This is a genomic window from Agrobacterium tumefaciens str. B6 (assembly GCF_001541315.1).
Lineage (GTDB): Bacteria > Pseudomonadota > Alphaproteobacteria > Rhizobiales > Rhizobiaceae > Agrobacterium > Agrobacterium radiobacter.
This window is the reverse complement of record NZ_LMVK01000045.1, coordinates 285872-311530: the sequence shown is the minus strand read 5'-3', so window position 1 is coordinate 311530 and position 25659 is coordinate 285872. Positions and strand designations below refer to the sequence as shown.

General features: G+C 59.3%; 21 protein-coding genes. 11 read left to right on the top strand and 10 right to left on the bottom strand.

What is annotated here, in order from left to right:
- The first annotated feature begins 18 nt into the window (after nt 1-18).
- From ASB65_RS28355 to ASB65_RS22455, 5 genes are read left to right on the top strand one after another with little or no spacing between them, the layout of a single operon-like run.
- Nucleotides 19-420 (top strand): hypothetical protein, encoded by a 402-nt coding sequence (locus ASB65_RS28355; protein WP_153463647.1) that lies wholly within the window; start codon nt 19-21, stop codon nt 418-420.
- Nucleotides 417-1169, top strand: coding sequence for a GntR family transcriptional regulator (locus ASB65_RS22470; RefSeq protein WP_003504923.1), 753 nt, complete (start codon nt 417-419; stop codon nt 1167-1169). Before ASB65_RS28355 ends, ASB65_RS22470 begins: the two co-directional genes overlap by 4 nt.
- Nucleotides 1170-1195: 26 nt before the next feature.
- Nucleotides 1196-2218 (top strand): SIS domain-containing protein, encoded by a 1023-nt coding sequence (locus ASB65_RS22465; protein WP_060725419.1) that lies wholly within the window; start codon nt 1196-1198, stop codon nt 2216-2218.
- On the top strand, nt 2215-3384 hold the full coding sequence (gene nagA, locus ASB65_RS22460; protein ID WP_060725418.1) for an N-acetylglucosamine-6-phosphate deacetylase: 1170 nt from the start codon (nt 2215-2217) through the stop codon (nt 3382-3384). Before ASB65_RS22465 ends, nagA begins: the two co-directional genes overlap by 4 nt.
- Nucleotides 3385-3387: 3 nt before the next feature.
- Nucleotides 3388-4314 carry an ROK family protein gene (locus ASB65_RS22455; protein ID WP_003504929.1) on the top strand — a complete coding sequence of 309 codons (927 nt, stop codon included), beginning with the start codon at nt 3388-3390 and terminating at the stop codon, nt 4312-4314.
- 6 nt (nt 4315-4320) lie between these two features.
- Here the strand turns inward: ASB65_RS22455 and ASB65_RS22450 are convergent, their stop codons facing one another.
- Both ASB65_RS22450 and ASB65_RS22445 read right to left on the bottom strand, forming a co-directional pair.
- A complete protein-coding gene (locus tag ASB65_RS22450) occupies nt 4321-5574 on the bottom strand; it encodes an FAD-dependent oxidoreductase (protein WP_060725417.1) in 1254 nt (417 codons plus the stop codon).
- Nucleotides 5575-5604: 30 nt separating this feature from the next.
- Nucleotides 5605-6306, bottom strand: coding sequence for a phosphatase PAP2 family protein (locus ASB65_RS22445; protein WP_060725416.1), 702 nt, complete (start codon nt 6304-6306; stop codon nt 5605-5607).
- Between the two features lie 188 nt (nt 6307-6494).
- Here ASB65_RS22445 and dxr point away from each other — a divergent pair, with 188 nt between their 5' ends.
- Nucleotides 6495-7688: a 1-deoxy-D-xylulose-5-phosphate reductoisomerase gene (dxr, locus tag ASB65_RS22440; RefSeq protein WP_060725473.1), complete on the top strand. Its 1194-nt coding sequence runs from the start codon at nt 6495-6497 to the stop codon at nt 7686-7688.
- Nucleotides 7689-7711: 23 nt separating this feature from the next.
- On the opposite strand, the gene hemA is transcribed toward dxr, so the two are convergent.
- Nucleotides 7712-8941 (bottom strand): 5-aminolevulinate synthase, encoded by a 1230-nt coding sequence (gene hemA / locus ASB65_RS22435; protein WP_060725415.1) that lies wholly within the window; start codon nt 8939-8941, stop codon nt 7712-7714.
- A gap of 372 nt (nt 8942-9313) precedes the next feature.
- Between hemA and ASB65_RS22430 the strand changes: the two genes are divergently transcribed.
- From ASB65_RS22430 to ASB65_RS22410, 5 genes are all read left to right on the top strand, one after another.
- On the top strand, nt 9314-9565 hold the full coding sequence (locus ASB65_RS22430) for a YMGG-like glycine zipper-containing protein (RefSeq protein WP_060725414.1): 252 nt from the start codon (nt 9314-9316) through the stop codon (nt 9563-9565).
- Nucleotides 9566-9740: 175 nt separating this feature from the next.
- On the top strand, nt 9741-11666 hold the full coding sequence (locus tag ASB65_RS22425) for an autotransporter assembly complex protein TamA (RefSeq protein WP_080868361.1): 1926 nt from the start codon (nt 9741-9743) through the stop codon (nt 11664-11666).
- Between the two features lie 45 nt (nt 11667-11711).
- On the top strand, nt 11712-15872 hold the full coding sequence (locus ASB65_RS22420; RefSeq protein WP_060725412.1) for a translocation/assembly module TamB domain-containing protein: 4161 nt from the start codon (nt 11712-11714) through the stop codon (nt 15870-15872).
- A 266-nt stretch (nt 15873-16138) separates the two neighbouring features.
- Nucleotides 16139-16615, top strand: a complete 477-nt coding sequence (locus ASB65_RS22415) for a chemotaxis protein CheW (RefSeq protein WP_003504949.1) — start codon at nt 16139-16141, stop codon at nt 16613-16615.
- A 328-nt stretch (nt 16616-16943) separates the two neighbouring features.
- Entirely contained in the window at nt 16944-18719 is a 1776-nt protein-coding gene (locus ASB65_RS22410) for a methyl-accepting chemotaxis protein (protein ID WP_081088462.1), read from the top strand.
- 46 nt (nt 18720-18765) lie between these two features.
- On the opposite strand, the gene fdhD is transcribed toward ASB65_RS22410, so the two are convergent.
- The 7 genes from fdhD to ASB65_RS22375 form a co-directional block, all read right to left on the bottom strand.
- Nucleotides 18766-19581: a formate dehydrogenase accessory sulfurtransferase FdhD gene (gene fdhD / locus ASB65_RS22405; protein ID WP_080868362.1), complete on the bottom strand. Its 816-nt coding sequence runs from the start codon at nt 19579-19581 to the stop codon at nt 18766-18768.
- A 354-nt stretch (nt 19582-19935) separates the two neighbouring features.
- A complete protein-coding gene (locus tag ASB65_RS22400; protein WP_003492358.1) occupies nt 19936-20346 on the bottom strand; it encodes a F0F1 ATP synthase subunit epsilon in 411 nt (136 codons plus the stop codon).
- A gap of 129 nt (nt 20347-20475) precedes the next feature.
- Nucleotides 20476-21930: a F0F1 ATP synthase subunit beta gene (atpD, locus tag ASB65_RS22395; RefSeq protein WP_003504956.1), complete on the bottom strand. Its 1455-nt coding sequence runs from the start codon at nt 21928-21930 to the stop codon at nt 20476-20478.
- 23 nt (nt 21931-21953) lie between these two features.
- A complete protein-coding gene (locus ASB65_RS22390) occupies nt 21954-22832 on the bottom strand; it encodes a F0F1 ATP synthase subunit gamma (RefSeq protein ID WP_003504958.1) in 879 nt (292 codons plus the stop codon).
- Between the two features lie 30 nt (nt 22833-22862).
- Complete coding sequence (gene atpA, locus ASB65_RS22385; protein WP_004443771.1) at nt 22863-24392, bottom strand: F0F1 ATP synthase subunit alpha; 1530 nt, start codon at nt 24390-24392, stop codon at nt 22863-22865.
- Nucleotides 24392-24958, bottom strand: coding sequence for a F0F1 ATP synthase subunit delta (locus tag ASB65_RS22380; protein WP_173992188.1), 567 nt, complete (start codon nt 24956-24958; stop codon nt 24392-24394). Before ASB65_RS22380 ends, atpA begins: the two co-directional genes overlap by 1 nt.
- A 261-nt stretch (nt 24959-25219) precedes the next feature.
- Nucleotides 25220-25606, bottom strand: coding sequence for a phage infection protein (locus tag ASB65_RS22375; protein ID WP_003504963.1), 387 nt, complete (start codon nt 25604-25606; stop codon nt 25220-25222).
- Nucleotides 25607-25659 lie beyond the last annotated feature (53 nt).

The window sequence follows — 25659 nt, the reverse complement described above, 5'->3', positions numbered from 1 at the left end:
GCAGAAGCGACCATTTCTGTGCTGGCCATCCAGTTATCTGCGATAATTTTCCGTCACGATGAAATTAATTTTCACGACGGTCAAGTTAAATTCGATTTCACTAACGCTGCCGCCAGCTGGAAACCGATTTTTTCGTCGAGACAGGTGCGAAACAGATCGCCGCCGGCCACCAACGCACAAAACAATACCAAAAAAATGCCAATCGTCCAGAGCATTTCCGTTATCGGGAAATTTTTTTTGGTTAATGCGAAAATATCAAGCACATGGCCTTATTATCAGGCAAAACATCGAAAAAATAACCGATTAATCGTACAAATCCGACAATGGTTTTATTTTGGTATTGCTGATTACGCGGCATATGATATAGCCAGAGCCGGCCATATCGCCGACCACATGGATCGTGACAGAGGTTATGGATGAACGGGGCAGCGCTTAATCTGGATGACCTGCAATCAGGCGGCGGCCCGCTTTACCTGAAACTTCGCCAGACGATTGAAGACGCCATCAATGGCGGCCGCCTGAAGCATGGCGACGCCTTGCCGCCGGAGCGCGATATTGCCGAAAGCGCCTGCGTCAGCCGCGTCACGGTGCGCAAGGCGGTGGATGATCTCGTTCGCGATGGTCTTCTGGTCCGCCGGCACGGTTCGGGCACTTTTGTCGTCAAGCCCATCACCCGTATGCAGCAGCCCCTGACCAAGCTCACCTCGTTTACCGAGGACATGCGCCGGCGCGGGATGACAGCGAGCACACGCTGGCTGGACAGAGGCCTGTTCCACCCGACCGGCGACGAGATGATGGCGCTCGGCCTTTCCCAATCCGCCATGGTGGCGCGACTCACACGTCTGCGTCTCGCCAACGACCAGCCGATCGCACTCGAAGTCACGAGCCTGCCGGGCGATATTCTGCCCGACCCGCAACTGGTTGAAAACTCGCTTTATCTGGAGCTCGAGAAAAGCGGCATTCGCCCCGTGCGCGCCATTCAGCGCATCTCCGCCCGCAACCTCACCGATGAGGAAACATTGCTGCTTGGGGTCCCGCCAGGCTCGGCAGCCCTTTCCGTTCAGCGAATGGCCTATCTGGAAAGCGGACGCCTCATGGAAATATCCCGCGCACTGTACCGCAGTGACGCCTATGACCTCGTCGCCGAACTGACGATGGGTCCCGAGTGACAAACCTTGATCAAGGACATGAAACGATGACAACCCTGATGCGCCAGGAAATCGATGAGATTCCCGATGCAGTCGCCCGCCTGCTGGACAATGCCAATGCCGACTTCCGGGAAGCCGGCGCTCACCTGAGGGCCCGTGACCCGGCCGTTATCGTCACCATTGCACGCGGCTCCTCCGACCACGCCGCGCATTTCCTGAAATATGCGATCGAATTGCAGACCGGGCTGCCAGTCGCTTCGCTCGGCCCCTCGCTCGCCTCGATCTACCAGACGAAACTGCGGCTGGACCGGGCGGCGGCCTTCGCCGTCTCGCAATCCGGTAAAAGCCCAGATATCGTCGCTCTGGCGGAAAGCGCCCGTAGGGGTGGCGCGCTTACCTTCTCGCTCGTCAACACCCTGCCCTCCGCGCTCGGCGAAGCGGCAAATCACGCCATCAACATCCAGGCCGGTCCTGAAAAAGCGGTGGCGGCAACCAAATCTTTCGTCAACTCCATCGTCGCCGGCCTCGCGATCCTTGCCGAATGGACGGAAGACAGCCTGCTTGCCAAGGCCGTCAGCGCCCTGCCGCAGAATTTCGCCAAGGCCATCGCGCTCGACTGGAGCCAGATCGGCGAAGCAGTCAAGGGCGAGGAATCGCTTTATATGCTAGGCCGCGGTCCGGCTCTCGCCATTGCCGCGGAAGCCGCCCTGAAATGCAAGGAAACCTGCGAACTCCACGCGGAGGCCTATTCTTCGGCGGAAGTCATGCACGGCCCCGTTTCGCTGGTCGCGCCGAAATTTCCCGTCATCGCTTTTGCCGCGCGTGACCGCGCCGAAACCTCCGTAACGGATATAGCGGCCGGTCTCGCCGGCAAGGGCGCAAGCGTTTTCGTCACCTCCACAAAAGGCAGCCCGGCCAAGCCCCTGCCCTTCGTGGAAACCAATCATCCGCTGACCGACGCCCTGTTGCTGATCGCGCCGTTTTACGGCTTCATCGAGCAATTGTCGCGCGCCCGCGGCTTCAATCCGGATGCGCCCGTGGCGTTGAAGAAGGTGACGGAAACCCAATGAGCAGCAAGGCATTTGTCGGCGCCCGCATTTTCGATGGCGCCGGGTGGCACGATGGCAAGGTGCTGGTGACCGGTGACGGCCGTGTTGGCGACATAGCCGACCGCATGTCCGTACCCCCAGACGCCGACATTATCGATGCGGAAGGACTGCTTATTGCGCCGGGCTTCATCGACCTCCAGGTCAATGGCGGCGGCGGCGTGATGTTCAACAATGAGCCGGATGTGGAAGGCATTGCCCGCATCTGCTCAGCCCATGCACAATTCGGCACCACGGCGCTGATGGTCACACTCATCACCGACCGGCCGGACATTACCTCCAGAGCCGCCGAAGCCGGCATCGCCGCCCACAAGGCTGGGGTGCCCGGCTTTCTCGGCCTGCATTTCGAAGGGCCGCATCTTTCCGTCGCACGCAAGGGCACCCATGATCCGGCGCTGATCCGAAAGATGGAAACGGCCGATCTTGCGATTCTGACGGGCTGCAAGGCGAAGCTTCCATTCGTGCTGACAACCATCGCCCCGGAAAACGTAACCGAGGAGCAGGTTACGGCGCTGCGCAAGGCCGGAATCGTCGTCAGTCTCGGCCATACCGATGCGGGCCTCAGCGTGGCGACGGCCTATGCCGAGGCCGGTGCATCCATGGTGACACATCTCTTCAACGCCATGAGCCCGCTCGGCCACCGCGAGCCGGGGCTGGTGGGAGCGGCACTTTCTAACGGGAAGCTGGATTGCGGGCTGATCGCCGACGGTTTCCATGTCGATCCCGCCGCGATCGGCATAGCGCTTCGCGCCAAGAATAGTCCTGGCCGCATTTTCCTCGTTACCGACGCCATGTCCACCATCGGCACGGACGATGACGGTTTTGAACTGAATGGCAGGCGCGTCTATCGCAACGGCGGCCGGCTGACGCTTGAAGACGGCACGCTGGCGGGGGCGGATATCGATATGCTCTCCTGCGTCCGCTTCATGCATGAAAAGCTGGACACACCGCTGGAAGAGGCCTTGAGAATGGCTTCTGCCTATCCCGCCGAGGCGGTCGGCGCCTCCGGCAAAGGTAAACTCCTGCCCGGTTTCGATGCGGATTTCGTCATGCTGACACCCGACCTTCAGATGCATTCGACATGGATATCAGGAGAAAAAATCCACGATGCCGCACGTTCCGGAGCCTGAATCATGATCGTTTGTTTCGATATAGGCGGAACGACCATTAAGGGCGCGATTGCCTACGCTCCCGACGATATTCGCCCCGTGCCGCGCATCCCGACGCCCAAGACCAGTTTTGAAGACTTCGCCGCCGGCCTGAAATCCATCATCGATAATAGCGGCGGCACACCCGCCTGCGTGTCGCTGTCGATTGCCGGCGTCATCGACGCCGACACCGGCAAGGCCACTGTCGCCAATATTCAGAGCATCCATGGCAGGGTATTGAAGGACGAGCTGGAAAAGGCGCTGCACCTTCCCGTCATCGTGTCGAACGATGCGGATTGTTTCGTGATCGCCGAATCGGAAATCGGTTCCGGGCGAGGCCATCGCGTGGTCTTCGGCGTCATCCTCGGAACGGGTGTCGGCGGTGGCCTTGTCATCGACGGCAAGCTCATCAACAGCGACGGCGGTTTCGCCGGCGAATGGGGGCACGGGCCGGTGGCCGCGACATTGGCCGGAAACCCGCCGGTTTCACTGCCGCGTTTCGAATGCGGTTGCGGCCTTTCCGGCTGCGTCGACGCAATCGGCAGCGCCCGTGGCATGGAAAAACTGCATTCGCATCTTCACCGGCAGGAGATGACCAGCGAGGACATTATTGCGGCCTGGCAGGCGGGCGATGCGAAGGCCGCGAGAACCATCGATGTCCTCATCGATATTCTCGCCTCGCCTCTGGCGATGGTGATCAACGTGACCGGCGCAACCATCGTGCCGGTCGGCGGCGGACTTTCCAATTCGAAGGCGCTTCTCGCGGCTCTGGACGAGGTGGTCAGGAGCCGCATTCTCAGGCGCTTCGATCGCCCTCTAGTCGTGCCCGCAATCTGCCGCATTGAGCCGGGGCTGATCGGTTCCGCCGTTATCGGGCTGAAATATGAGAAAGAAGCCGCTGGCACTGCCTGAGCGGCGTCACACCGTCTCGATCTTTTCCCGGCGGAAACCCAGCCCCACCAGCCGGCCGGTCAGATGTGAAAGGAGCGGAAACCGCATGATGGCCAGCACAAAGGCTGGCGGTCCTTTCGGTTTTTCCGCATCGGCCCGTCCCTTTTTGCCGCCGATACGCATCATCCGCTGCAGAAATTGCGTGGCCTTGGTCGGGAAAGATCGCCGCTTTTCAATTGCGGCGAGATCGTCGTCGGTAACGGCGCGGCCGGATACGAGCACCGGCACCAATATATTGGCCGCCGCAACCGCATCCTGAATGGCCAGATTAATGCCGACACCGCCGACAGGCGACATGGCATGGGCCGCGTCACCAATGCAGATCAGACCCGGTTTCCACCAGCGCTTCAGCCGGTCGATACGGACGGTCAGGAGATGCACATCGTCCCAGTTCTTGAGCTCATCCAGCCTTTCGCGTGGGAAAGGGCAGATTTCCGCAACCCTGTCCCTGAAGGCTTCAATTCCCTGCAGCTTTATGTCCGCGAAAAATCCCTTTCGCACCACGTAACCGCATTGCCAGTAATCGCCCCGGTTGATCATGACGAAACCCTGCCGCGAGCCGGCATGCCCCATGGTTTCCGTTGGATCACCAGGCTGTTTCGAAAGACGCAACCACAGTACTTCGGTCGGAATGCCGAAACGCTGCACCTCCAGCCCCGCCGCCTCGCGAACGGTGGAGTTACGGCCATCCGCTCCCACCACCAGATCGGCTTCGATCTCGATGATGCCTTCCGGTGTGCTGACCGTGAGACCACCAACATGCCCGCCGCTCTCAATCAGGCCGGTCACCGGCGCATTCATCAGCAATCGGAAATTTTCGTATTGCCCCGCCTTGCCGACAATGAAATTGAGAAAATCCCATTGCGGCATAAAGGCGATGAAGCGGTGACGGACCGGCAGGCGGGAAAAATCCGCTATCGTGACACGCTCGCCGCCGATGACCGCATTCAGCCTTGGCGCACGCGTATGCGGCAGGGTCAGGAACTCATCGACAAAACCGAGTTGCTCCATCAATTCAAGCGTTGAGGGATGGATGGTGTCGCCACGAAAATCGCGGAGAAAATCCCCGTGTTTCTCGACAACGACGACATCGATACCGCTGCGCGCAAGCAGCAGGCCAAGCATCATGCCCGCCGGCCCGCCGCCGGCCACGGCGACGGACGTGCGGATACGCTGAACGGACCTGCCGTCATTTTCCGGAGCGTTTGTCGCCTCTTCCATCACCTTCCCCCTATGTCCCGCTGAAAGTCTCTATCGTGTATCCGCCGCCGGAAGATTTGCATTTTTCGGCTGCGGCCAGCCCTGCGCGTCAAACCGGAACAGCATTTCGGACCGGGCAAAGATAAAGGCGAAGGCCATGGCCGTCCACATGCCGAGCAACAGCCCGGCGGCGACATCGCTTGGATAATGTGCGCCGACAATGACACGCGAAACACCGATGACAAGGGCAAGCAAAAGAAACGCCCAGCGGAAGCGCGGCATCAACATGGCGAAAACGCCGAAAAACGCCCCGGCGGCTGTCGAATGGCCGGAGGGGAAACTTTCATAGAGATTGTCACCAGTGAAAGGAGTGAGGCTGTAGGCGCCCATTTCCAGAAAAAGCTCCGGCCGCGCCCGCCCGATCAGGAATTTCAGCGTATGGACGAGAATGCTCGCCGTTCCGATCGTCAGGAAGAAATAAGCCAGAAGCCGCCATGCCGTCCTCAGGCGTCCATTGTAGGTCTGTGCCTTTAAAACCCGTGCGGCGACATAGGCCAATATCGCCAGAAGGCCGGTGGAATAGAGCATCCAGCTGAAGGTTCCGAAATCGGTAATCGCGCGGTTAAAGGAAACCACCCCACCCGGCAGGGCCTGCGCACTTTCGGAAAGACGCGGATCAAAAGGAATGAAGACCAGGACCAGCACAAGGCTTGCCGCAAAAATCCACCCGCTGGAAACCAGGAAACGTCGCATCAATATCCTCTCATTGTTTTTCTTGCATATGGCTTTGCCCTCCGCAAAAACAATAGCCCGGGCTTTGTCCTTGTTATGGCTGGTTTTCGCGAGTAGAGGCTAATGCATGTTGCCCGAAAGTGCGTAACGATTTCGGGAGAATGACAGGCACCAAGAGGTGCGAACCGGAAACGACCGACGGACTGAAAATGACGGATGCCAGTGAAATGCCACGCAAGCTGACAATATTGGGTTCGACAGGTTCGATCGGCACCAGCACGCTGGATGTGGTCCGTCAGCTGGGTGGCCGCGACGCGTTCGAGATCACGGCGTTGACCGGCGCGGGCAACATTGCTCTCCTTGCGGAACAAGCGCGGGAATTCGGCGCGCGGCTGGCAGTCACGGCTGAAGATGACAAATACGAAGCGCTGAAATCGGCCCTTGCCGGCACCGGCATAGAGGTTGCGGCAGGCAAATCCGGCCTCGAAGAAGCGGCATCGATGGATGCCGGCTGGGTGATGGCGGCGATTGCCGGAACCCCCGGTCTCGCGCCGACGCTGACAGCCGCGCGGCGCGGCGCAGATATAGCCCTCGCCAACAAGGAATGCCTGGTTTCGGCTGGTGATGTTTTTCTGCGCACGGTCAAGCAGGGCGGCGGCCGGCTGATCCCCGTTGACAGCGAGCACAGCGCAATCTTCCAGTGCCTGACGGGCGAACATAAGCAGGCCGTGGAGCGCATCGTGCTGACGGCCTCCGGCGGGCCGTTCCGTACCTGGTCGCGCGACGAGATGGCCAATGTCACGGCGGATATCGCCCGCGCCCATCCCAACTGGTCGATGGGGCTGAAGGTCTCGATCGGCAGCGCCTCGATGTTCAACAAGGGACTGGAAATGATCGAGGCAAAATATCTCTTCGATCTCAGGCCCGATCAGGTGGAGGTGATCGTCCACCCCCAGTCGATCATCCATTCGATGGTGGGTTATACCGATGGTTCCTATATCGCCCAACTCGGCTCTCCCGACATGCGCACCGCTATTTCTTATGCCCTCACCTATCCGCAACGCGGCAATCTGAATGTCGAGCGGCTGGATTTCGCAAAACTGGCGCGGCTCGATTTCGAAGCGCCGGATGAAGCCCGTTTCCCGGCGATCCGTGTGGCCCGCACGGCGCTGGAGCGCGGCGGCTTGCAGGGCGCAGCCCTAAATGCCGCCGAAGAGACCGCCTTTCACGCCTTCGTCGCGGGCGGCATCGGTTTTCTCGATATGGCCGAGATCGTCGAAACGGTCATGGACCGCATGCATGACGGCCGATCTGCCGCGACCATCGAAGACGTCTTCGCAGCGGATGAGGAAGCCCGTCGTCACGCCCGTGAATTGATCGCCACAAAAGAAAAGGCCGCGTAAACGCGGCCCGGTCTTCTTTTATCTTAACTGCGGCCTCCCGCCACCGCACGCGCCAGTGCACAATGTGACCAGAGCTGGTGCAGCGCGCCGACGAGATGCTCGATGTCGGCATCGCTATGCAGCGGCGTCGGGGTAATGCGCAGGCGCTCGGTCTTGCGCGGCACGGTCGGATAGTTGATCGGCTGCACATAAACGCCGTGACTGTCGAGCAGGATATCCGAAATCCATTTGCACTTGGCGGCATCACCCACCATGACAGGCACGATGTGGCTGGGATTGTCCATATGCGGAATGCCGCGTGCATCGAGAAGACCGCGCAGCTTGCGCACCCGGTCCTGATGGCGGGCGCGCTCGAAGGGGCTTGCCTTCAGATGCTGGATCGATGCGATCGCGCCGGCGGCAAGCGACGGCGGCAGGGCCGTCGTGAAGATGAAGCCGGAGGCGAAGGAGCGGATGAAGTCGCAGACCGCCGTGGACCCGGTGATATAACCGCCCATAACGCCGAAGGCCTTGCCGAGCGTTCCTTCGATGATCGTCAGGCGATCCATGAGACCTTCGCGCTCGGCAATGCCGCCGCCGCGCGGGCCGTACATGCCGACGGCATGAACTTCATCGAGATAGGTCATGGCGCCATAACGGTCGGCCAGATCGCAGATTTCCTTGATCGGCGCGATATCGCCATCCATGGAATAAACGGATTCGAAAGCGATCAGCTTCGGCGCGTTCGGATCGGCAGCCTTGAGCTTGGCTCCGAGATCTTCGAGATCGTTGTGTTTCCAGATAACCCGCTCGCAACGGCCATAACGGATGCCTTCGATCATCGATGCATGGTTGAGCGCATCCGAGAAAATGATCAGGCCCGGAATTTTCTGACCGAGCGTGCCGAGTGTGGCCCAGTTGGACACATAACCCGAGGTGAAGATCAGCGCCGATTCCTTGCCATGGAGGTCGGCAAGTTCCTGTTCAAGCAGGACGTGATAATGGTTGGTACCAGAAATATTCCGGGTGCCTCCCGCACCCGCGCCACAGTGATCGATAGCGGCTTTCATGGCTTCGATGACCTTCGGGTTCTGGCCCATGCCCAGATAGTCGTTGGAGCACCAGACGGTTACGTCCTTGCGTTCGCCATTGGCGTTGTACCGTGTCGCGCGGGGAAAATTGCCCTGCTGGCGTTCGATATCCGCAAAAACGCGATAGCGTCCCTCAGAATGCAGGCTTTGCAGTTCCGTTGTGAAAAATGCCTCGAAGTCCATGCCATGCTCCAGAATTGACCAGATCGTTTTTCTGCCTCGACACCGGGACCGTCAACCCTTGCGAGCTGCTTTAACCACGTCTGCGTCAATTCGCCGTTGTTTTGAACCATTCCAATAAACCGTTTATAGACGCTGATGAAAAGTACAAAATTGATTCACATCAAAAAACCGCGAGATTTGGAACCTTTTTCGCGTGGCGCCGTTGTCTGGCACACAATCGATTTACGCTCGCAGGAATGCCTGGAAGATGAGGCTTCCCTAAACGACATCGAATTGTTAGTTATCTGTGGCGGTCGGAGGTAGCAGTCGCCGCAGATAAATATGGGACGCCTACCGAGCCGAAGAGCTCATTGTAACGTTGGAGAGAGTTTCATGAAAAAGGCAATCATATTTGCGCTCGTCGGCCTGTCGCTTGCAAGCTGCACGCAGACGGAAAAGGGCGCTTCGATCGGTGCCGTTTCCGGCGCTGTTATTGGTGGAGCCATCACGGGTAATGTTCGCGGCGCGGCAGTTGGCGCAGCGATCGGCGGGGTCGGCGGGGCTTTGTTCGGCAATGCTTCCGAGCCGGGCTATTGCTATTATCGCGACCAGTACGGTCAGCGTTACACGGCACGTTGCCGCTAATCGCTTCGCGAAATACCGTTGCACAGAAGCCCCGGTCATCCGGGGCTTTTTGCGTTATGGCGGGCAAAAGACAGGGCGGAGGGTCCTCAAAGCCGTTTATTTATGATTAAATTGCAATGTTAACGGACAGGAAACGGGTTAGGGCGACAATAAAGGCTCAACCATAAAGCAGCTTATGCGAAGAACACGAACTAACCCGAAGACAGGTATTGCGTATCGGAAAGCCGGCACCGCTCTCGCGGTTGCTGTGACGTTCGCCCTGTATCCGGCGTTTACCCGTGACGCGTTCGCCTTCAAACTGTTCGGCATGCGCCTCTGGGGTTCGGAAGAACCGGAGGTCGAGGTTATCAATCCGGTCAAATACGCCGTCACGCTTGATGCCCAGGACGCCGACAAATCCCTGAAAGACAGCCTGGAAAACAGCTCGCTTCTCCTGGCGGACAAGGAAAAACCGGCCTCAGGCGATCTTGGCCTTCTGATAAAGGCAAGAGACGACAGGGACAGGCTGATTGCGGCGCTTTATGAAAACGCCCGTTATGGCGGCATCGTCAAGGTCACCGTCGCCGGCAAGGATGTGGATAGCCTGCCGCCAAATCCGTTGTTCGATCATTCCGCTCCGGTGCCCGTGGTGATCACGGTAACGCCCGGCCCGGTCTTCAAACTTGGCAATGTCAGGCTTGAAGGCGATGTGACCGGCCGCAACCTTGAGGAATATGGCCTGACGACCGGGGGCGACGCCGGTTCTCTGGCCATCATCCGCGCCAGCAACAAGCTGATCGATGATCTGAAGGCCGAAGGCCGGCCGCTTGCGAAGCTGACGAAACGAGAGGCTGTCGCCAACCACGCGACGAACACGGTCGATATCACCATGGGGGCCGAAGGCGGTCCCGTGGCGCCCCTTGGCACGGTGACGGTAACAGGTGAAAAAACCGTCGATGGCGATTTCATCCGCCGTTATTCGCGCCTCAATGGCGGCGAGCCCTATTCGCCGGAAAAATTGCGCAAGGCCGCCGACCGGCTGCGCCAGCTGGGCGTCTTTTCCAGCCTGACGATCAAGGAAGCGGGAACGCTGGCGCGCGACGGCACCATTCCGCTCACCATCGAGGTTTCTGAAGGCAAACACCGCTATTTCGGCGTCGGCGCACAATACTCCACCACGGAAGGCATCGGCCTTCAGGGTTATTGGGGCCACCGGAACCTGTTCGGACAGGCAGAATCGCTGCGTATCGAAGGTTCTGTCTCGCGCATCGCCGAAGCATCGAGCGTCGAAGGCATGGATTATTCGGCGGGTATTACTTTCACCAAGCCCGGCATGTTCAATCCGCGCACCACCTTCAAGACCAGCCTGATTGCCAAGACCGAACACCCCGATACATACGACGCCAAGACAGTGACGGGCACAGCCGGTTTCGCCTACGAGCTGAACGACACTGACACTGCGGCAGCCGGTCTCGAGGTGCAATGGGCCGATACCGAAGACGCATTCGGCAAGAACGAATACCTCACCACCTCCATACCGCTGGAATTCGTTCGTGATACACGCGACGACAAGCTCAACCCCACCGAAGGCTTCCGCGCATCGCTGGCCGCCAAGCCTAGCTATGAAGCGCTGAACGGCACCTTCTTTTCCTCTTTTGAAGGCTCCATCTCGGGCTACAAAGGGATTGGCGCCGAAGACCGGCTGATCATGGCCGGAAAGCTTTCCGGCGGCGTGCTCGTCGGCGGCAGCGATCTGCAGGACATTCCCACCACAAGGCGCTTTTATGCGGGTGGCGGCGGATCGGTGCGTGGCTATAGCTATCAGGAAATATCGCCGTATAATGCCGCTGGCGACGCAACGGGCGGCCGTTCTTATGTGGTCGGCTCCATCGAAGCCCGCATCAAGGTCACCGATACAATCGGCATCGTGCCCTTCATCGATGCGGGTGTTGTTTCGGATGAAGTGACACCCGATTTTTCCGATATCCGGGCTGGCGCCGGTATCGGCCTGCGTTACGCGACGCCCTTCGGGCCTCTGCGTCTCGATGTCGCCATGCCGCTTGAAAAATACGATGGTGGCAACAGTTTCGGCATTTATGCTGGCATCGGCCAGTCTTTTTAAACGCCGCAGTCGAACACCCTTGCAACAGAGTGTAGATTACCCTTTATGAAAATGTTGATTCGATTGCTGAAATGGCTGGGCTACGCTGCTTTGTTCGGCGTGGTGTTGGTGCTGCTCGCGGTTCTGTTCGTCGGTCTTACGCCGATGGGCGCAAGGATCGCCGCAACGCAGATTTCATCACTCGTTTCCACGCCCGATCAGGTGATCGAGATTTCTCCCCCGAGCGGCCTTTTGACCGGTCGCCTGCGGCTTGACAATGTCACCCTTTCAGACCGGCAGGGCCCCTATGCCCGCGTGAACCAGATCGCCGTCGACTGGTCGCCGCTTTCGTTGCTTGCCGGTACCTTCCACGCCGACCGCGTCTCGGCCGGATCGATCGATGTCGAGCGTAAACCGCTTGCGTCAGAGCAGACGCCGACCAAGAGCTCCAGCAATTCCTCGCTGCCGATCGAAGTCGCCGTCGACAATTTCAGCTTTCCCGATATCAGCCTTGGGCAATCACTTCTCGGCCGCCCTTTCGACCTGACCGCTGAAGGCAGCCTCAAGGCCGCCCGCGACGACATCAGGCTGTCGCTCACGGCCCACCGGCTGAATGCACCGGATGCGGAGGTTAACGCCGACGTTGCTTTCCTTCCGAATGAGAACGTCCTGAAGCTGAAAGCGGAGATGAAGGAGCCCGAGGGCGGGCTTCTCGCCACACTGCTTTCGCTTCCCGGCACACCTGCGGTGGCGATAGACCTCAACGGTGAAGGCCCGCTTTCAGACTGGACGGGCACCCTGCGCGGCAATGTCGCCGGTAACCCCGTCGTCAATGTGACCGGTCGCCACCTTCTTGGCGATGATGGCACACGCCGTATCGAAATTACGGGCGGTGGCCAGCCGGACCTGCTTCTGCCCCCGGCCTTCCGCCAGCTTTTTGCCGGCGAGACGAAGCTTGATGCAAATGCGACCCTTTCGCCGCAGGGCCGCATCGAAATCGGTAGCAGCACGCTGGAGACCGGCACGTTGCTGCTGACGGCATCAGGCTCCGTCGATCCGAACGGTGAAAATGATCTTGCCGCCAATCTCATCGGCACCGCCGGGCCCGTGGATTTTCGCTGGCCGCTGGAGAATGGCGAGGTTCAGGCTCTCATCAACGGCCTCGATCTTTCCCTCAAGGGTGGAGCGGAGGCCGCGCATCTCAACACGACCGTATCGCTGCGCAGCCTTTCCCTGCCGCAAGGCCGGCTTGACGATGTCAAGCTGACGGCCGAAAGCGCCGATCTCAACGTTGCCAACCGCAGTGGCACGATCGCGACGGTCCTGTCCGTGGCGCAATCATCCTTCGTCAGCCCGGATATCGACCGGCTGGTGCGTGCGCCACTCACCAGCAAGGCCCCGCTCCGCCTCACCTCTTCCGCCATCGGCTTCGACGGCGCGACGCTGGAAAGCGCCAGTGTCGGCGGCACGCTGAACGGCAGTTTCGATCTCGCCGGCAATCGCCTCACCTCCGGCATTCAGCTCTTCGCACTGCCCGCTACCCTTCCACCGGCGCTCGCGGAAAAATTCGATACGACCATCGCCCTCCAGGGCGATATCGACCTGACGATCGGTGGACGCACCAGCGTTGAAAACCTTGTCGTCAAATCGGGAACGATCGAAGCCACGGGCAATGTCAGCCTCGAAAACGAGGCATTAAGCGCCAGCTTGACGGGTAAATTTCCGGCGCTCGAGAAACTGACGCCGCAGGCAAAGGGCGTCGCCGATTTTGCAATCGAGGCCAGCGGCGCGCTTGCCGCACCGGATTTCAACGTCACCCTGAGTTCCGAAAGCGCCATCCTTGCCGGACGCACGCTGGAAGCGCTGAAGGTCAATGCAACAGGCAAGGCCGACCCGGCTGCGCCTCAGGCAAAAATCACCGCCAGCGGCAGTCTCGACCGGCAGAAGATCGACGCCAATGCCGATGTAGTGCAGACCGAAAACGGCACGGCGATGCCCGAGCTGCACGTGGCGGTGGGCCGGAATATCCTGAACGGGCAGCTGCAATTCTCGCAGCAGTTCCTGCCATCGGGCAGTCTTTCCTTCAATTTCCCCGACCTTGCGCTGCTCGCCGCACTCGCCGCGCAGCAGGCGGATGGCGATATTGCTGGCGACATCGCCCTGAGCAACGCCAATGGGCGGATCGCCGCGACGATAAAGGCCAATGGCGGCAGCATCCGCCAGGGCACAACAACGATCTCCAAGCTCGCCGCCGATATTTCCATCGATGATCTTCAGGCTCTTGCCATCAATGGCAAGGTCAGCGCCGATAGCGTCAATGCCGGCGCCGCCGCGATATCTGGCCTGAATGCCACCATCGGACATTCCGGCACGACAACCCAGTTCGACGTCAACGGCCGTTACGACAACGCGCCGCTGGTGGTAAAGGGCAGCGCTGACACCGGTGGTTCGCCGATGACGGTGCGGATTGACGCCTTTTCCGCCGCGCCCAAGGGCATTGCAGTACGGCTTGAAAAACCGAGCACCATCGCCATCCAGAACGGCACGGCCCGCATCTCCGGTCTGACCATCATCACGGGTGAAGGACGGGTCGAGGTCAACGGCACCGCCGGGTCAACTCTCGACATCAATGCCGATATCCGTTCGCTGCCCGCCAGTCTCGCAAATGCCTTCGCCACTGGGCTGGATGCGGCAGGCAGTATCTCCGGCACGGTGAGCGCCAAGGGTGCAGCGTCGAATCCGGCGGTCGATTACAATCTGAACTGGACCAATGCTGAGGTCGCGCAGACACGCGCAGCGGGGCTCGCGGCGCTCGGTATCAAGGCGAATGGCCGTTTTGCCGGCGGCACCTTGCAGATCGACACCAATGTGTCCGGCCAGGGCGGCATGTCGCTTTCCGGCGGCGGCTCGCTCGGCATCGCCGGCAATCGTCCACTTTCCATGGCATTTTCCGGCAGGCTGCCCTTCTCCGCCGTCGCGGCACAAACCGCAGCGCAGGGCCTCGATGTGGATGGCACCGCCGCCATCGACGTCAAGATTTCCGGCAGCGCTTCCGCGCCCGTCGTGACCGGCAGCATCACCACCGATGGTACGCGCCTGACCGACGTGCGCAGGAACCTGACCATCAACGATCTGGGCGCCACCATCACCTTCGACCGCGACCGCGCCGTCATTTCCCGATTGACGGGCAAGCTGGCGGGCGGTGGAACGATCTCGGGAACCGGCAGCGTCGGCATATCAGGCGGTTCGGGTTTCCCCGCCGATATATCGATCACGCTTAATCGCGCCGGTTATAATGACGGCACGCTGGTGACGACGGTGGTAAGCGGCACGCTGACGCTGAAAGGCCCGCTGCTGAATTCCCCCGTGCTGGGCGGCAATCTGACGCTGGACAGAAGCGCCATCACCATTCCGGAAAAGCTTCCGGCCTCGCTGACGGAGATCGATGTCAAACACAAGAACGCCCCACCAAAGGTGCGCGCGCAGGCCAAAGCGCTCGGGGCTGATCAGGGCGGAAGCGGCAGCTCGTCCACCATCAATCTCGATCTGCAGGTGAATGCACCAAGCGGTATCTTCGTGCGCGGCCGCGGCATCGATGCGGAACTCACGGGTAATCTGACGATCCGTGGCACGGCAGCCGTTCCCGTCATTTCCGGTGGCTTTGAAATGCGTCGTGGCCGGCTCGAAATCCTCACTCGCCGCCTCGATTTCACGACAGGCAATATCAGTTTTGGTGGCGGCCTCGTTCCGGTCCTCGATATGAAGGCGGACTCGACGGTCGGCTCAACGACTATCACCGTGTCCGTTTCCGGCACTGCCAACGATCCGACCTTTGCTTTCTCCTCGGCGCCCGCCCTGCCGCAGGACGAGGTGATGGCACAGTTGATCTTCGGCCAGTCCATGTCGAACCTCTCGGCTCTGCAGATCGCGAGGCTCGCCGATGCCGCCGCCCAGCTGGCAGGCGGACGCTCCACCTCACTGTTCGACAAGCTCAGAAGCAATCTCGGCGTCGACGATCTCGATATTTCGACCGACTCCGAGGGGCAGGCCCGCGTTTCCGCCGGTAAATATCTGAACGAAAGAACCTATCTCGAACTGCAGCAAAGCGGCGAGTCCGGCGCAAAAGCCATCATCAACCTCGATGTCGGGCGGGGCGTGAAATTGCGCGGGGAAGCGGGCGGCGATGGCGAAGGCGCAGCCGGCATATTTTACGAGAAGGAATATTAGTATTTCCAGTAAAAGTGCGTAGCGGTTTTACGTCCGGACAATGCGTAAAATCAAAGAGAGTATTTTCGCAATTCGAAGAAAAGCGAAAACACTCCAGGGCCGCTTCGCATTTAGGTTTGCGAAACCATCTCATGCTACGAATCTTCCATTGAAGACGGAAATATTGTTTTCCGGCTGTTCAGGCACCAGGCAGAACGCCAAATCCGCATATGCAAGTGTCGGTGCACTTGCGCCGGCCTCCACAGCGAGCATTGGGAAGAATTCTGATGGCAATGATTAACTCTACCAATTTTGGCGGTGAGACGCTCGAAATCATCGCGTTCCGCCTGCATGATCAGGAATTCTGCGTGAAGACGACGACCATCCGCGAAATTCGCGGCTGGGCGCCTTCAACGCCCATTCCCCACGCGCCGAAAGACGTCATCGGCGTCATGAACCTGCGCGGCTCTGTCATTCCGATCATCGATCTGGCCCACAAGCTAGGCATGAAGAGCACCGTCGCCAATGAGAGAAGCGCCATCGTGGTGGCGGAAGTGCACAACATGGTCATCGGCATGCTGGTCGACCGCGTTTCCGACATTCTGACGATCCCGGCAAACCAGGTTCAGCCGGTTCCGGAGATCTCGGCCTCCTTCGACAAGTCGTATTCGGAAGGCATCATTGCCAACGAACACGGCATGATCTGCTTCCTGAACCTCGCAAAAATGTTCAAGGGAACCGAAGCGGAAGACCTCGCCGCCTAATCAGGCCTTTTCCGCTGACCTTGCCAGAGGAAAACTATCAATCAATCCAGACCGCCGGAGCACCCGCCCGGCGGTTTTGTTTTTCCTTTACGCTGTTTTATTAAATAAGAACATTTTAATATTATAGATATCTAATATTAAAAGCCGTAGATCATTATCGCGCCGGCACGACTATCACGCGGGCCGATACCTGACCAAGGCGAAGAGACAAAAGTGCCTGCATTGCTGCCTTCGGCGGCAAAACCTGTTCGTTATTCAACATGATACGACGTGGACCGCATGTCCTGTGCGGCTCGCCGCGCCGTGGGCTGATTTTGGGGGACGTGGAATGCTGGGGTTAGGAAAAAGCGCAGATAACAAAAATATGCTCGATGCCATATCGAGATCACAGGCGGTCATAGAATTCGATCTCAAAGGTAACATTCTCACTGCAAATAAGAATTTCTGCGCGGCGCTGGGTTATGATCTCGCCGAGATCGTCGGCAAGCATCATCGCATCTTCTGCGACGGCGAACTCGCCGCATCGCGGGCCTATCAGGAATTCTGGGCCTCTCTCGCCCGTGGCGAGTTCCAGGCCAAGGAATATCGCCGTATCCGCAAGGACGGCTCCGTTATCTGGATCGAGGCCTCTTACAACCCGGTTTTCCGTTCGGGCAAACCCTATAAGGTCGTGAAGATCGCCACCGACATCACCGCCAAGAAGATCAAGGCTGTAGACGATGCCGGCAAGCTGGAGGCGCTCTCCCGTTCCCAGGCAACCATCGAGTTTTTGCCCGATGGCACCATCATCACCGCCAATCCGAATTTCTGCGCCACGGTGAATTACGACGTCAAGGAAATCGAGGGCAGGCACCACCGTATGTTCTGCGATCCGGCCTATGCCGCCTCGCCTGCCTATGGCAATTTCTGGCCGCGACTGGCGGCGGGGGAATTCATCTCGGATGAATTTGTTCGCTATGGAAAGAACGGCAAGGAAATATGGATCCAGGCCGCCTATAATCCGGTGCTGGACGAAGCCGGCAAGGTGGTGAAAGTGGTGAAATTCGCCACGGACGTCACGCCGCGCATGAGCGCCATCAGCGTGCTTGCCGATGCCCTGCGGGCACTGGCCGAGGGTGATCTTGTGCAGCGCCTCGACAACAGCTTCGTGCCCAGCATGGAAAAGCTGCGTGCGGACTTCAACGAGGTCGTCGCCAAGCTGCAGACCACCATGCAAACCATTGCCCACACTGCCCCGACAATCGCCCCCGGCTCAGGCGAAACCCGCATAGCCGCCGATCAACTCTCGCAACGCACCGAACAGCAGGCGGCCTCGCTGGAAGAAACCGCAGCCGCACTGGAGGAAATCACCACCACCGTGTCCGATGCCAGCCAGCGCGCCGGCGAGGCCGGCAAACTGGTGCTGCGAACGAGAGAACATGCCGAACATTCCGGCGACATCGTCCAGCAGGCAATTTCCGCCATGGACGCGATTTCTCGGTCCTCGGGTGAAATCACCAACATCATCGGCGTCATTGACGACATTGCTTTCCAGACCAATCTTCTGGCCCTGAATGCGGGCGTCGAAGCTGCCCGGGCCGGGGAAGCGGGCAAGGGTTTCGCCGTTGTGGCACAGGAGGTCCGGGAACTCGCCCAACGGTCCGCCGTTGCGGCCAAGGAAATCAAATCCCTCATCAACACCTCTCGCGAGCAGGTCGCCAATGGCGTGGATCTGGTTGGCAGAACCGGCGGCGCCCTGCGGGATATCCAGTCACAGATGAGCGAGATCGACACCAATGTCTCGGCCATCGTTGAAGCTTCGCGCGAACAGGCGAATGGTCTGCGGGAAATCAATCAGGCCGTCAACGTCATGGATCAGGCCACCCAGAAAAACGCCGCCATGGTGGAGGAAACCACTGCCGCCAGCCACGGCCTCGCCACCGAGGCGGAAAATCTGCACGAGTTGCTGCGGCAGTTCAGAATATCACACGAAGCATCAGCATCACCCGCCCGCCCGGCGGACAAAAAGCCTGCCGTCGTCACCAGACTTCCCGCGCCGCAGCCTCGATATGCCGCCGCGCCAAGGTCTCACGGAAACGCAGCAGCGGAATGGGCGGAATTCTAGGCCCGTTCAGAAGCCGGAAGGTCGCCGGGAAACGGCGGCCTCAACGTTATAGAATGATACGATCCGCCCGGGTGAAGATTTCAAAATCCTCACCCCGCACCAGCGCCACAAGCGTGATACCCGAGCTCTCAGCCGTTTCAATGGCGAGCGCGGTGGGCGCGGAGATCGCTGCCAGAATGGGGCAGCCAAGGATGGCCGTCTTCTGGACCATTTCCACCGACAGGCGGCTCGTGACCACCACAATGCCCGCATCGGGAGATAGGTTCGCGTTGATAACCGCACCTGCGAGCTTGTCGAGTGCATTATGGCGGCCGACATCTTCTCGGGCGGCAAGCAGCCCTCCTTGAGGATTGTAAAAACCCGCGCCGTGCACTGCCCTCGTTTCGCGGTTGAGGCTTTGCGCCCCGTTCAGCGCTTTCACCGCCGCAACGATGTCATTGCCATCAACGGAGACTTCCGCGCCGCTCAGATCCGGTACCACGCGGACTGCCTGTTCAATGGATTCGATGCCACAAAGACCGCATCCGACCGGGCCCGCCATATGCCGTCGTCTTGCCCTCAGCGCATCGGCGTTGGCATCCTGCAAATCCACCTGAACATCGAAACCCTGCCCGGCCTCAATCACTTCAATGGAACGGATTTCCGCCCTGGTGGATATGATGCCCTCCGTGAGACTGAAACCGATTGCGAAATCGACAAGATCGGCGGGGCTGGCCATCATCACGGCATGGGTGCTGCCGCCATAAGAAAAGGCAACCGGCACCTCCTCGGGCACCGCCCGCTCGCCCTCGACTATGGCCCCTTCCCGCAGAGCGGTTCTTGCGACCCTTCGGTAACTTGCCTCTGCCGACACGCTGATCACTCCTCCATGACGAAAATCTGCCTCGTCTCGCTAAGGATCCCAAAGCAGCACTTCTTCCGGCCACCACATTTAACCTATAGCCACGAAAATCGGAATCGGTTTCCGAGTGCATCTATTGAAGGCGCTTTACTATCCCTGCTTTACCCATTGTCTGCCCGTGAATCGCCGGCGTAATTCGCTAGCAACATTCCGAAGCCCGAGCCGAGCTGACGGACGGGCTCATGCGCGGAAACGGGCATTTCTCGCTTGGATAAAGTGGCAGACACTAGCCCAAAACAAAAAAGCGACCGAAACGGCCGCTTTCTGTTTTGAATTTTTTGTGGGCAGTCATTCTTTCGAACCCGCCCGGTGCTTTCAAGCAGCGACGAGAACCTCATGCAGGTTCGTCAGTTCGTAAAGGTGCTTTTCAAGCTTGGTCAGATGCTCGTGGTGATGATTGCCCTCTTCGATTTCGGCCTTGGCCGCATCGATACGCTTCTGCAGCGTGTCGGGAGACATGTCATCGGCCGAAACCGCGGATTCGGCGAGAAGCGTGCAGCCGGTCGGCAGAATATCGGCAAAACCACCGAAAACCACATATTTATGGGTCTCGCCGGAAGCGAACTTCACCGTTACCAGACCCGGCTTGATCGTGGTCATCGTCGGCGCGTGATTGGCCAGAACGGTCATTTCACCCAGCGTAGCCGGGATGACGACTTCCGTAACCGTTTCGGAAACGAGCAGACGCTCCGGGGAAACGAGATCGAATTTGAAACTGTCAGCCATGGCTATTCACTTCTTTTCAATTACGCGGGCGTCACGGACTTGTCTTTTCCAACGTAGGCAAAGCCGTTCCGGTTTCGCCACCATTGTCGGCAAGGCGCGCGGTAGAACCACGCGCCCGCCAATTCATGATCAGGCAGCCTCGGCAGCCAGCTTCTTCGCCTTTTCGATGGCTTCTTCCATCGAACCGACCATGTAGAAGGCAGCTTCCGGCAGGTTGTCGTATTCGCCGTTGACCAGGCCCTTGAAGCCCTTGATCGTGTCTTCGAGCGCGACGAGCTTGCCGGGCGAGCCGGTGAAGACTTCAGCGACGAAGAACGGCTGCGACAGGAAGCGCTCGATCTTGCGGGCGCGGGCAACCGTCAGCTTGTCTTCTTCCGACAGTTCGTCCATGCCGAGGATGGCGATGATATCCTGAAGAGACTTGTAGCGCTGCAGGGTCGACTGAACCTTACGGGCAACCTCGTAGTGTTCTTCACCGACAATCATCGGGTCGAGCATACGCGAGGTGGAGTCGAGCGGGTCAACAGCCGGGTAAATACCCTTTTCAGCGATCGAACGCGACAGAACCGTCGTTGCGTCAAGGTGCGCGAACGAGGTGGCCGGAGCCGGGTCGGTCAAGTCGTCGGCGGGAACGTAAATCGCCTGAACCGAGGTGATCGAACCCTTGTTCGTGGTGGTGATGCGTTCCTGCATCTGGCCCATGTCCGTTGCGAGCGTCGGCTGATAGCCCACGGCCGAAGGAATACGGCCGAGCAGAGCCGACACTTCCGAACCAGCCTGCGTGAAGCGGAAGATGTTGTCCACGAAGAACAGAACGTCCTGGCCTTCGTCACGGAAGTTTTCAGCGATCGTCAGACCGGTCAGAGCGACGCGGGCGCGGGCACCCGGCGGTTCGTTCATCTGGCCGTAAACGAGCGCAGCCTTGGAACCTTCACCGCCGCCAAGCTTGTTGACGTTGGACTCGATCATTTCGTGGTAGAGGTCGTTACCTTCGCGGGTACGCTCACCCACGCCGGCGAATACCGAGTAACCGCCGTGCGCCTTGGCGACGTTGTTGATCAGTTCCATGATGAGAACCGTCTTGCCAACGCCGGCGCCGCCGAACAGGCCGATCTTGCCGCCCTTGGCGTAAGGAGCCAGAAGGTCGACGACCTTGATGCCGGTGACGAGGATCTGTGCTTCGGTCGACTGCTCGACGTAAGACGGCGCATCCTGGTGGATGGCGCGCTTCTTGGCCGTAACGATCGGGCCTGCTTCGTCAACCGGCTCGCCGATGACGTTCATGATGCGGCCGAGCGTTTCCGGACCAACCGGAACCTCGATCGGAGCGCCCGTGTTGCTGACCGGCTGACCGCGGACGAGACCTTCGGTCGAGTCCATGGCGATCGTGCGGACGACGTTTTCGCCAAGATGCTGCGCGACTTCCAGAACGAGGCGGTTGCCGTTGTTCTCGGTTTCGAGCGCGTTCAGGATCGGAGGCAGTTCGCCTTCGAACGCCACGTCGACAACAGCGCCGATAACCTGGGTAACCTTGCCCGCGCCGTTCACCGCTGCGGTTTTCTTGGGGGTAGCTGCCTTAGCCATTATCCTTACCCTCTTTCCTTACCTCAGAGCGCTTCCGCGCCCGAAATGATTTCAATGAGTTCCTTGGTGATCTGAGCCTGACGCTGACGGTTGTAGGAAAGCGTCAGCTTGTTGATCATCTCACCGGCATTGCGCGTTGCATTGTCCATCGCGCTCATCTTGGCGCCCATTTCACCGGCAACGTTTTCGAGCAGAGCCCGGAAAACCTGAACCGAAATGTTGCGCGGAATAAGGTCTTCCAGAATAGAAGCCGCATCCGGCTCATATTCGTAGACGGCGCTCTGCGTCGCGGCATCCTCTTCCACAACAGGCGTTGCGGCGGGAATAAGCTGCAGGCCGGTCGGGATCTGGCTGATGACGGACTTGAATTCCGAATAGATCAGCGTGCAGACATCGAACTCACCCGCGTTGAAGAGCGAGATCACCTTCTTGGCGATCTGGTCGGCGTTTTCAAAACCGACCTTCTTCACTTCGCGCAGTTCGATGCGCTCGATGATGTTGGCTGCAAATTCGCGGCGAAGGCTGTCGTAACCCTTCTTGCCGACCGTGATGATCTTGACCGTCTTGCCTTCCGAAATCAGCTTGCGGGCGTGATCGCGGGCAAAACGGGCGATTTGCGAGTTGAAACCGCCGCAAAGACCACGTTCAGCCGTGCAGACGACGAGCAGGTGCACGTCGTCCTTGCCGGTGCCGGTCATCAGCGCCGGAGCAACGTCCGCCTCGACCGCCTTGGCGATGTTGGCAAGAACGGCGCTCATGCGCTGAGAATAAGGCCGGGCGGCCTCCGCAGCTTCCTGGGCGCGCCGAAGCTTCGCCGCGGCGACCATTTTCATCGCCTTGGTAATCTTCTGCGTCGCCTTTACGGAGGCAATGCGGTTTTTCAGATCCTTTAGTGAAGGCATCCGTTATCCGTCCGAGTAAAAGAGCCCTGATTACGAGAAAGACTTGGCGAAGCTATCAAGAGCGCCCTTAAGCTTGCCCTTGGTATCGTCGCTGATAGCCTTTTCCGTGCGGATGGTGTCGAGGATCGCCTTGCCTTCCGACCGGAGGTAGGAGAGCAGACCCTGCTCGAACTTGCCGACCTGCGCCACCGGAACCTTGTCGAGGTAACCGTTGACGCCGGCGAAGATCACCGCAACCTGTTCTTCCGTCTTGAGCGGAGAGAACTGCGGCTGCTTCAGAAGCTCGGTCAGGCGGGCGCCGCGGTTGAGCAGGCGCTGCGTGGAAGCGTCGAGGTCCGAACCGAACTGGGCGAAGGCGGCCATTTCGCGATACTGGGCAAGTTCACCCTTGATCGAGCCGGCAACCTGCTTCATCGCCTTGATCTGGGCGGCGGAGCCAACGCGCGAAACCGACAGACCGACGTTAACGGCCGGACGAATGCCCTGATAGAACAGGTCGGTTTCAAGGAAGATCTGGCCGTCGGTGATCGAGATCACGTTGGTCGGAATGAAGGCCGAAACGTCGTTACCCTGGGTTTCGATAACAGGCAGAGCCGTCAGCGAACCTGCGCCCATTTCGTCGGAGAGCTTTGCAGCGCGCTCGAGAAGACGGGAGTGAAGGTAGAAAACGTCGCCCGGATAAGCTTCGCGGCCCGGAGGACGACGCAGCAGAAGCGACATCTGACGATAGGCAACAGCCTGCTTGGAAAGGTCGTCGTAACCGATGAGAGCGTGCTTGCCGTTGTCACGGAAGTACTCGCCCATGGCGCAACCGGCAAACGGAGCAAGGTACTGCATCGGAGCCGGATCGGAAGCGGTCGCAGCAACGATGATCGAATACTGCAGTGCGCCGCGCTCTTCCAGAACCTTCACGAACTGGGCAACGGTCGAACGCTTCTGGCCGATAGCAACGTAGACGCAATAAAGCTTGTCGCCGTCAGGACCATTGTCGTGAATGGCCTTCTGGTTCAGGATCGTGTCGAGAATGATCGCGGTCTTGCCGGTCTGGCGGTCGCCGATGACGAGCTCGCGCTGGCCGCGGCCAACCGGGATGAGCGCGTCGATAGCCTTGAGGCCGGTCGACATCGGCTCATGGACCGACTTGCGCGGAATGATGCCGGGAGCCTTGACGTCCACGCGCGAACGCTTGGCGGCATTGATCGGGCCCTTGCCGTCGATCGGGTTACCGAGCGCGTCAACGACGCGGCCGAGCAGTTCCGGGCCGACGGGAACGTCAACGATAGCGCCAGTCCGCTTTACGGTGTCGCCTTCCTTGATGTCACGGTCCGAACCGAAGATAACCACACCGACGTTGTCGGCTTCGAGGTTGAGCGCCATGCCGCGAATGCCGCCGGGAAACTCGACCATTTCGCCGGCCTGAACATTGTCGAGGCCATAGACGCGGGCGATACCGTCACCGACGGACAGCACCTGACCGACTTCGGAGACTTCCGCCTCGTTGCCGAAATTTTTGATTTGATCTTTCAGAATTGCGGAAATTTCCGCGGCGCGGATATCCATCAGCCAACCTCTTTCAGTGCAAGCTTAAGGGTGGAAAGTTTGGTGCGAAGAGACGTATCGATCTGGCGAGAGCCGACCTTGACGATCAGGCCGCCGAGGATCGACGGGTCGACGGTAACGGAAATCGTCACATCCTTGCCGGTAACGCTCTTCAGCGCCGCTTTCAGTTCAGTTTCCTGCGCCTCGTCGAGCGCATGTGCCGAGGTAACCTCGGCGGTGATTTCGCCGCGGTGGGCGGCAGCGATGGTGCGGTAGGCGCGGATCATGCCGGGAACGGCAAAGAGACGGCGGTTATTCGCAACAACCTTGAGGAAATTCAGAGCGAGACCGGAGATACCGACCTTTTCGCAGATCGCGGTGATTGCCTTGAACTGATCCTCGGCGGAAAACACCGGGCTCGCAACCAGACGCTTCAAATCGTCGCTTTCGTCGAGAAGTGCGCCAAACTTGTCCAGTTCGGCCTGAACCGCTTCGACCGCACCCGCTTCCAAAGCAAGCTCGAAAAGCGACGACGCATACCTTTCCGCTACACCGGATGTTCCCTGGGAGGTCTCTGCCACGGGCACTTTTTCCCTGCTAATCGTCCAAGACCATCAGCGATGGGGCTCCACCGCATCAAATTCTTGAAATCGTTTCAATTTCCCCGAAAAAGACCGGAATTCCCCCCTGCCTTTTCCCAATTTCGCGGTCCGTCTAGCATAGGACGCCGGGACTCGCAACACGCGTAATAGCGGAAAGCGCCGTTTGGGCAAGGGGGAATGCGTTTAAATTTTCCGATTTCGCTCAGGATGCGGCTCTGGTGCGGCACAAAAGCCAAAAAGCCCGCCTCAGACCAGCCCGAAGACGTAGCTCAACGCGAGTGCGGACAGCAGAAAGTGTACAACCAGAAGTAAGAAATTCCGCATGGTTGCGCCACCATCTGACAGTATGGAGAGAATGCCGCCGAACACGCTAAGGCCGAATGCCGCACCAAAGGCGAGATAGACCATTGGCTGTGCCAGAAGCAGGGCGGCGGCGCCCAGACCGAGATAGAACCCCGCAAGCGACGAACGCACGAGCGCATAACCGTCCCTGCGCTCACCGGCCGGCTGCAGACCGAAGGCACGCAGCGTAATGCCCGGCGCAAACATGAAAAAAAGGCCCATCACGGCCGATACTACCGCCGCGCCAAAGGCCAGCTGCTCGCCGAACTCGGCGGGAAAATAAAACTCCATCTCGTTCCCCAAATCATTTTGATTGCCTGCTGCGTTATGACACGGTCATGACA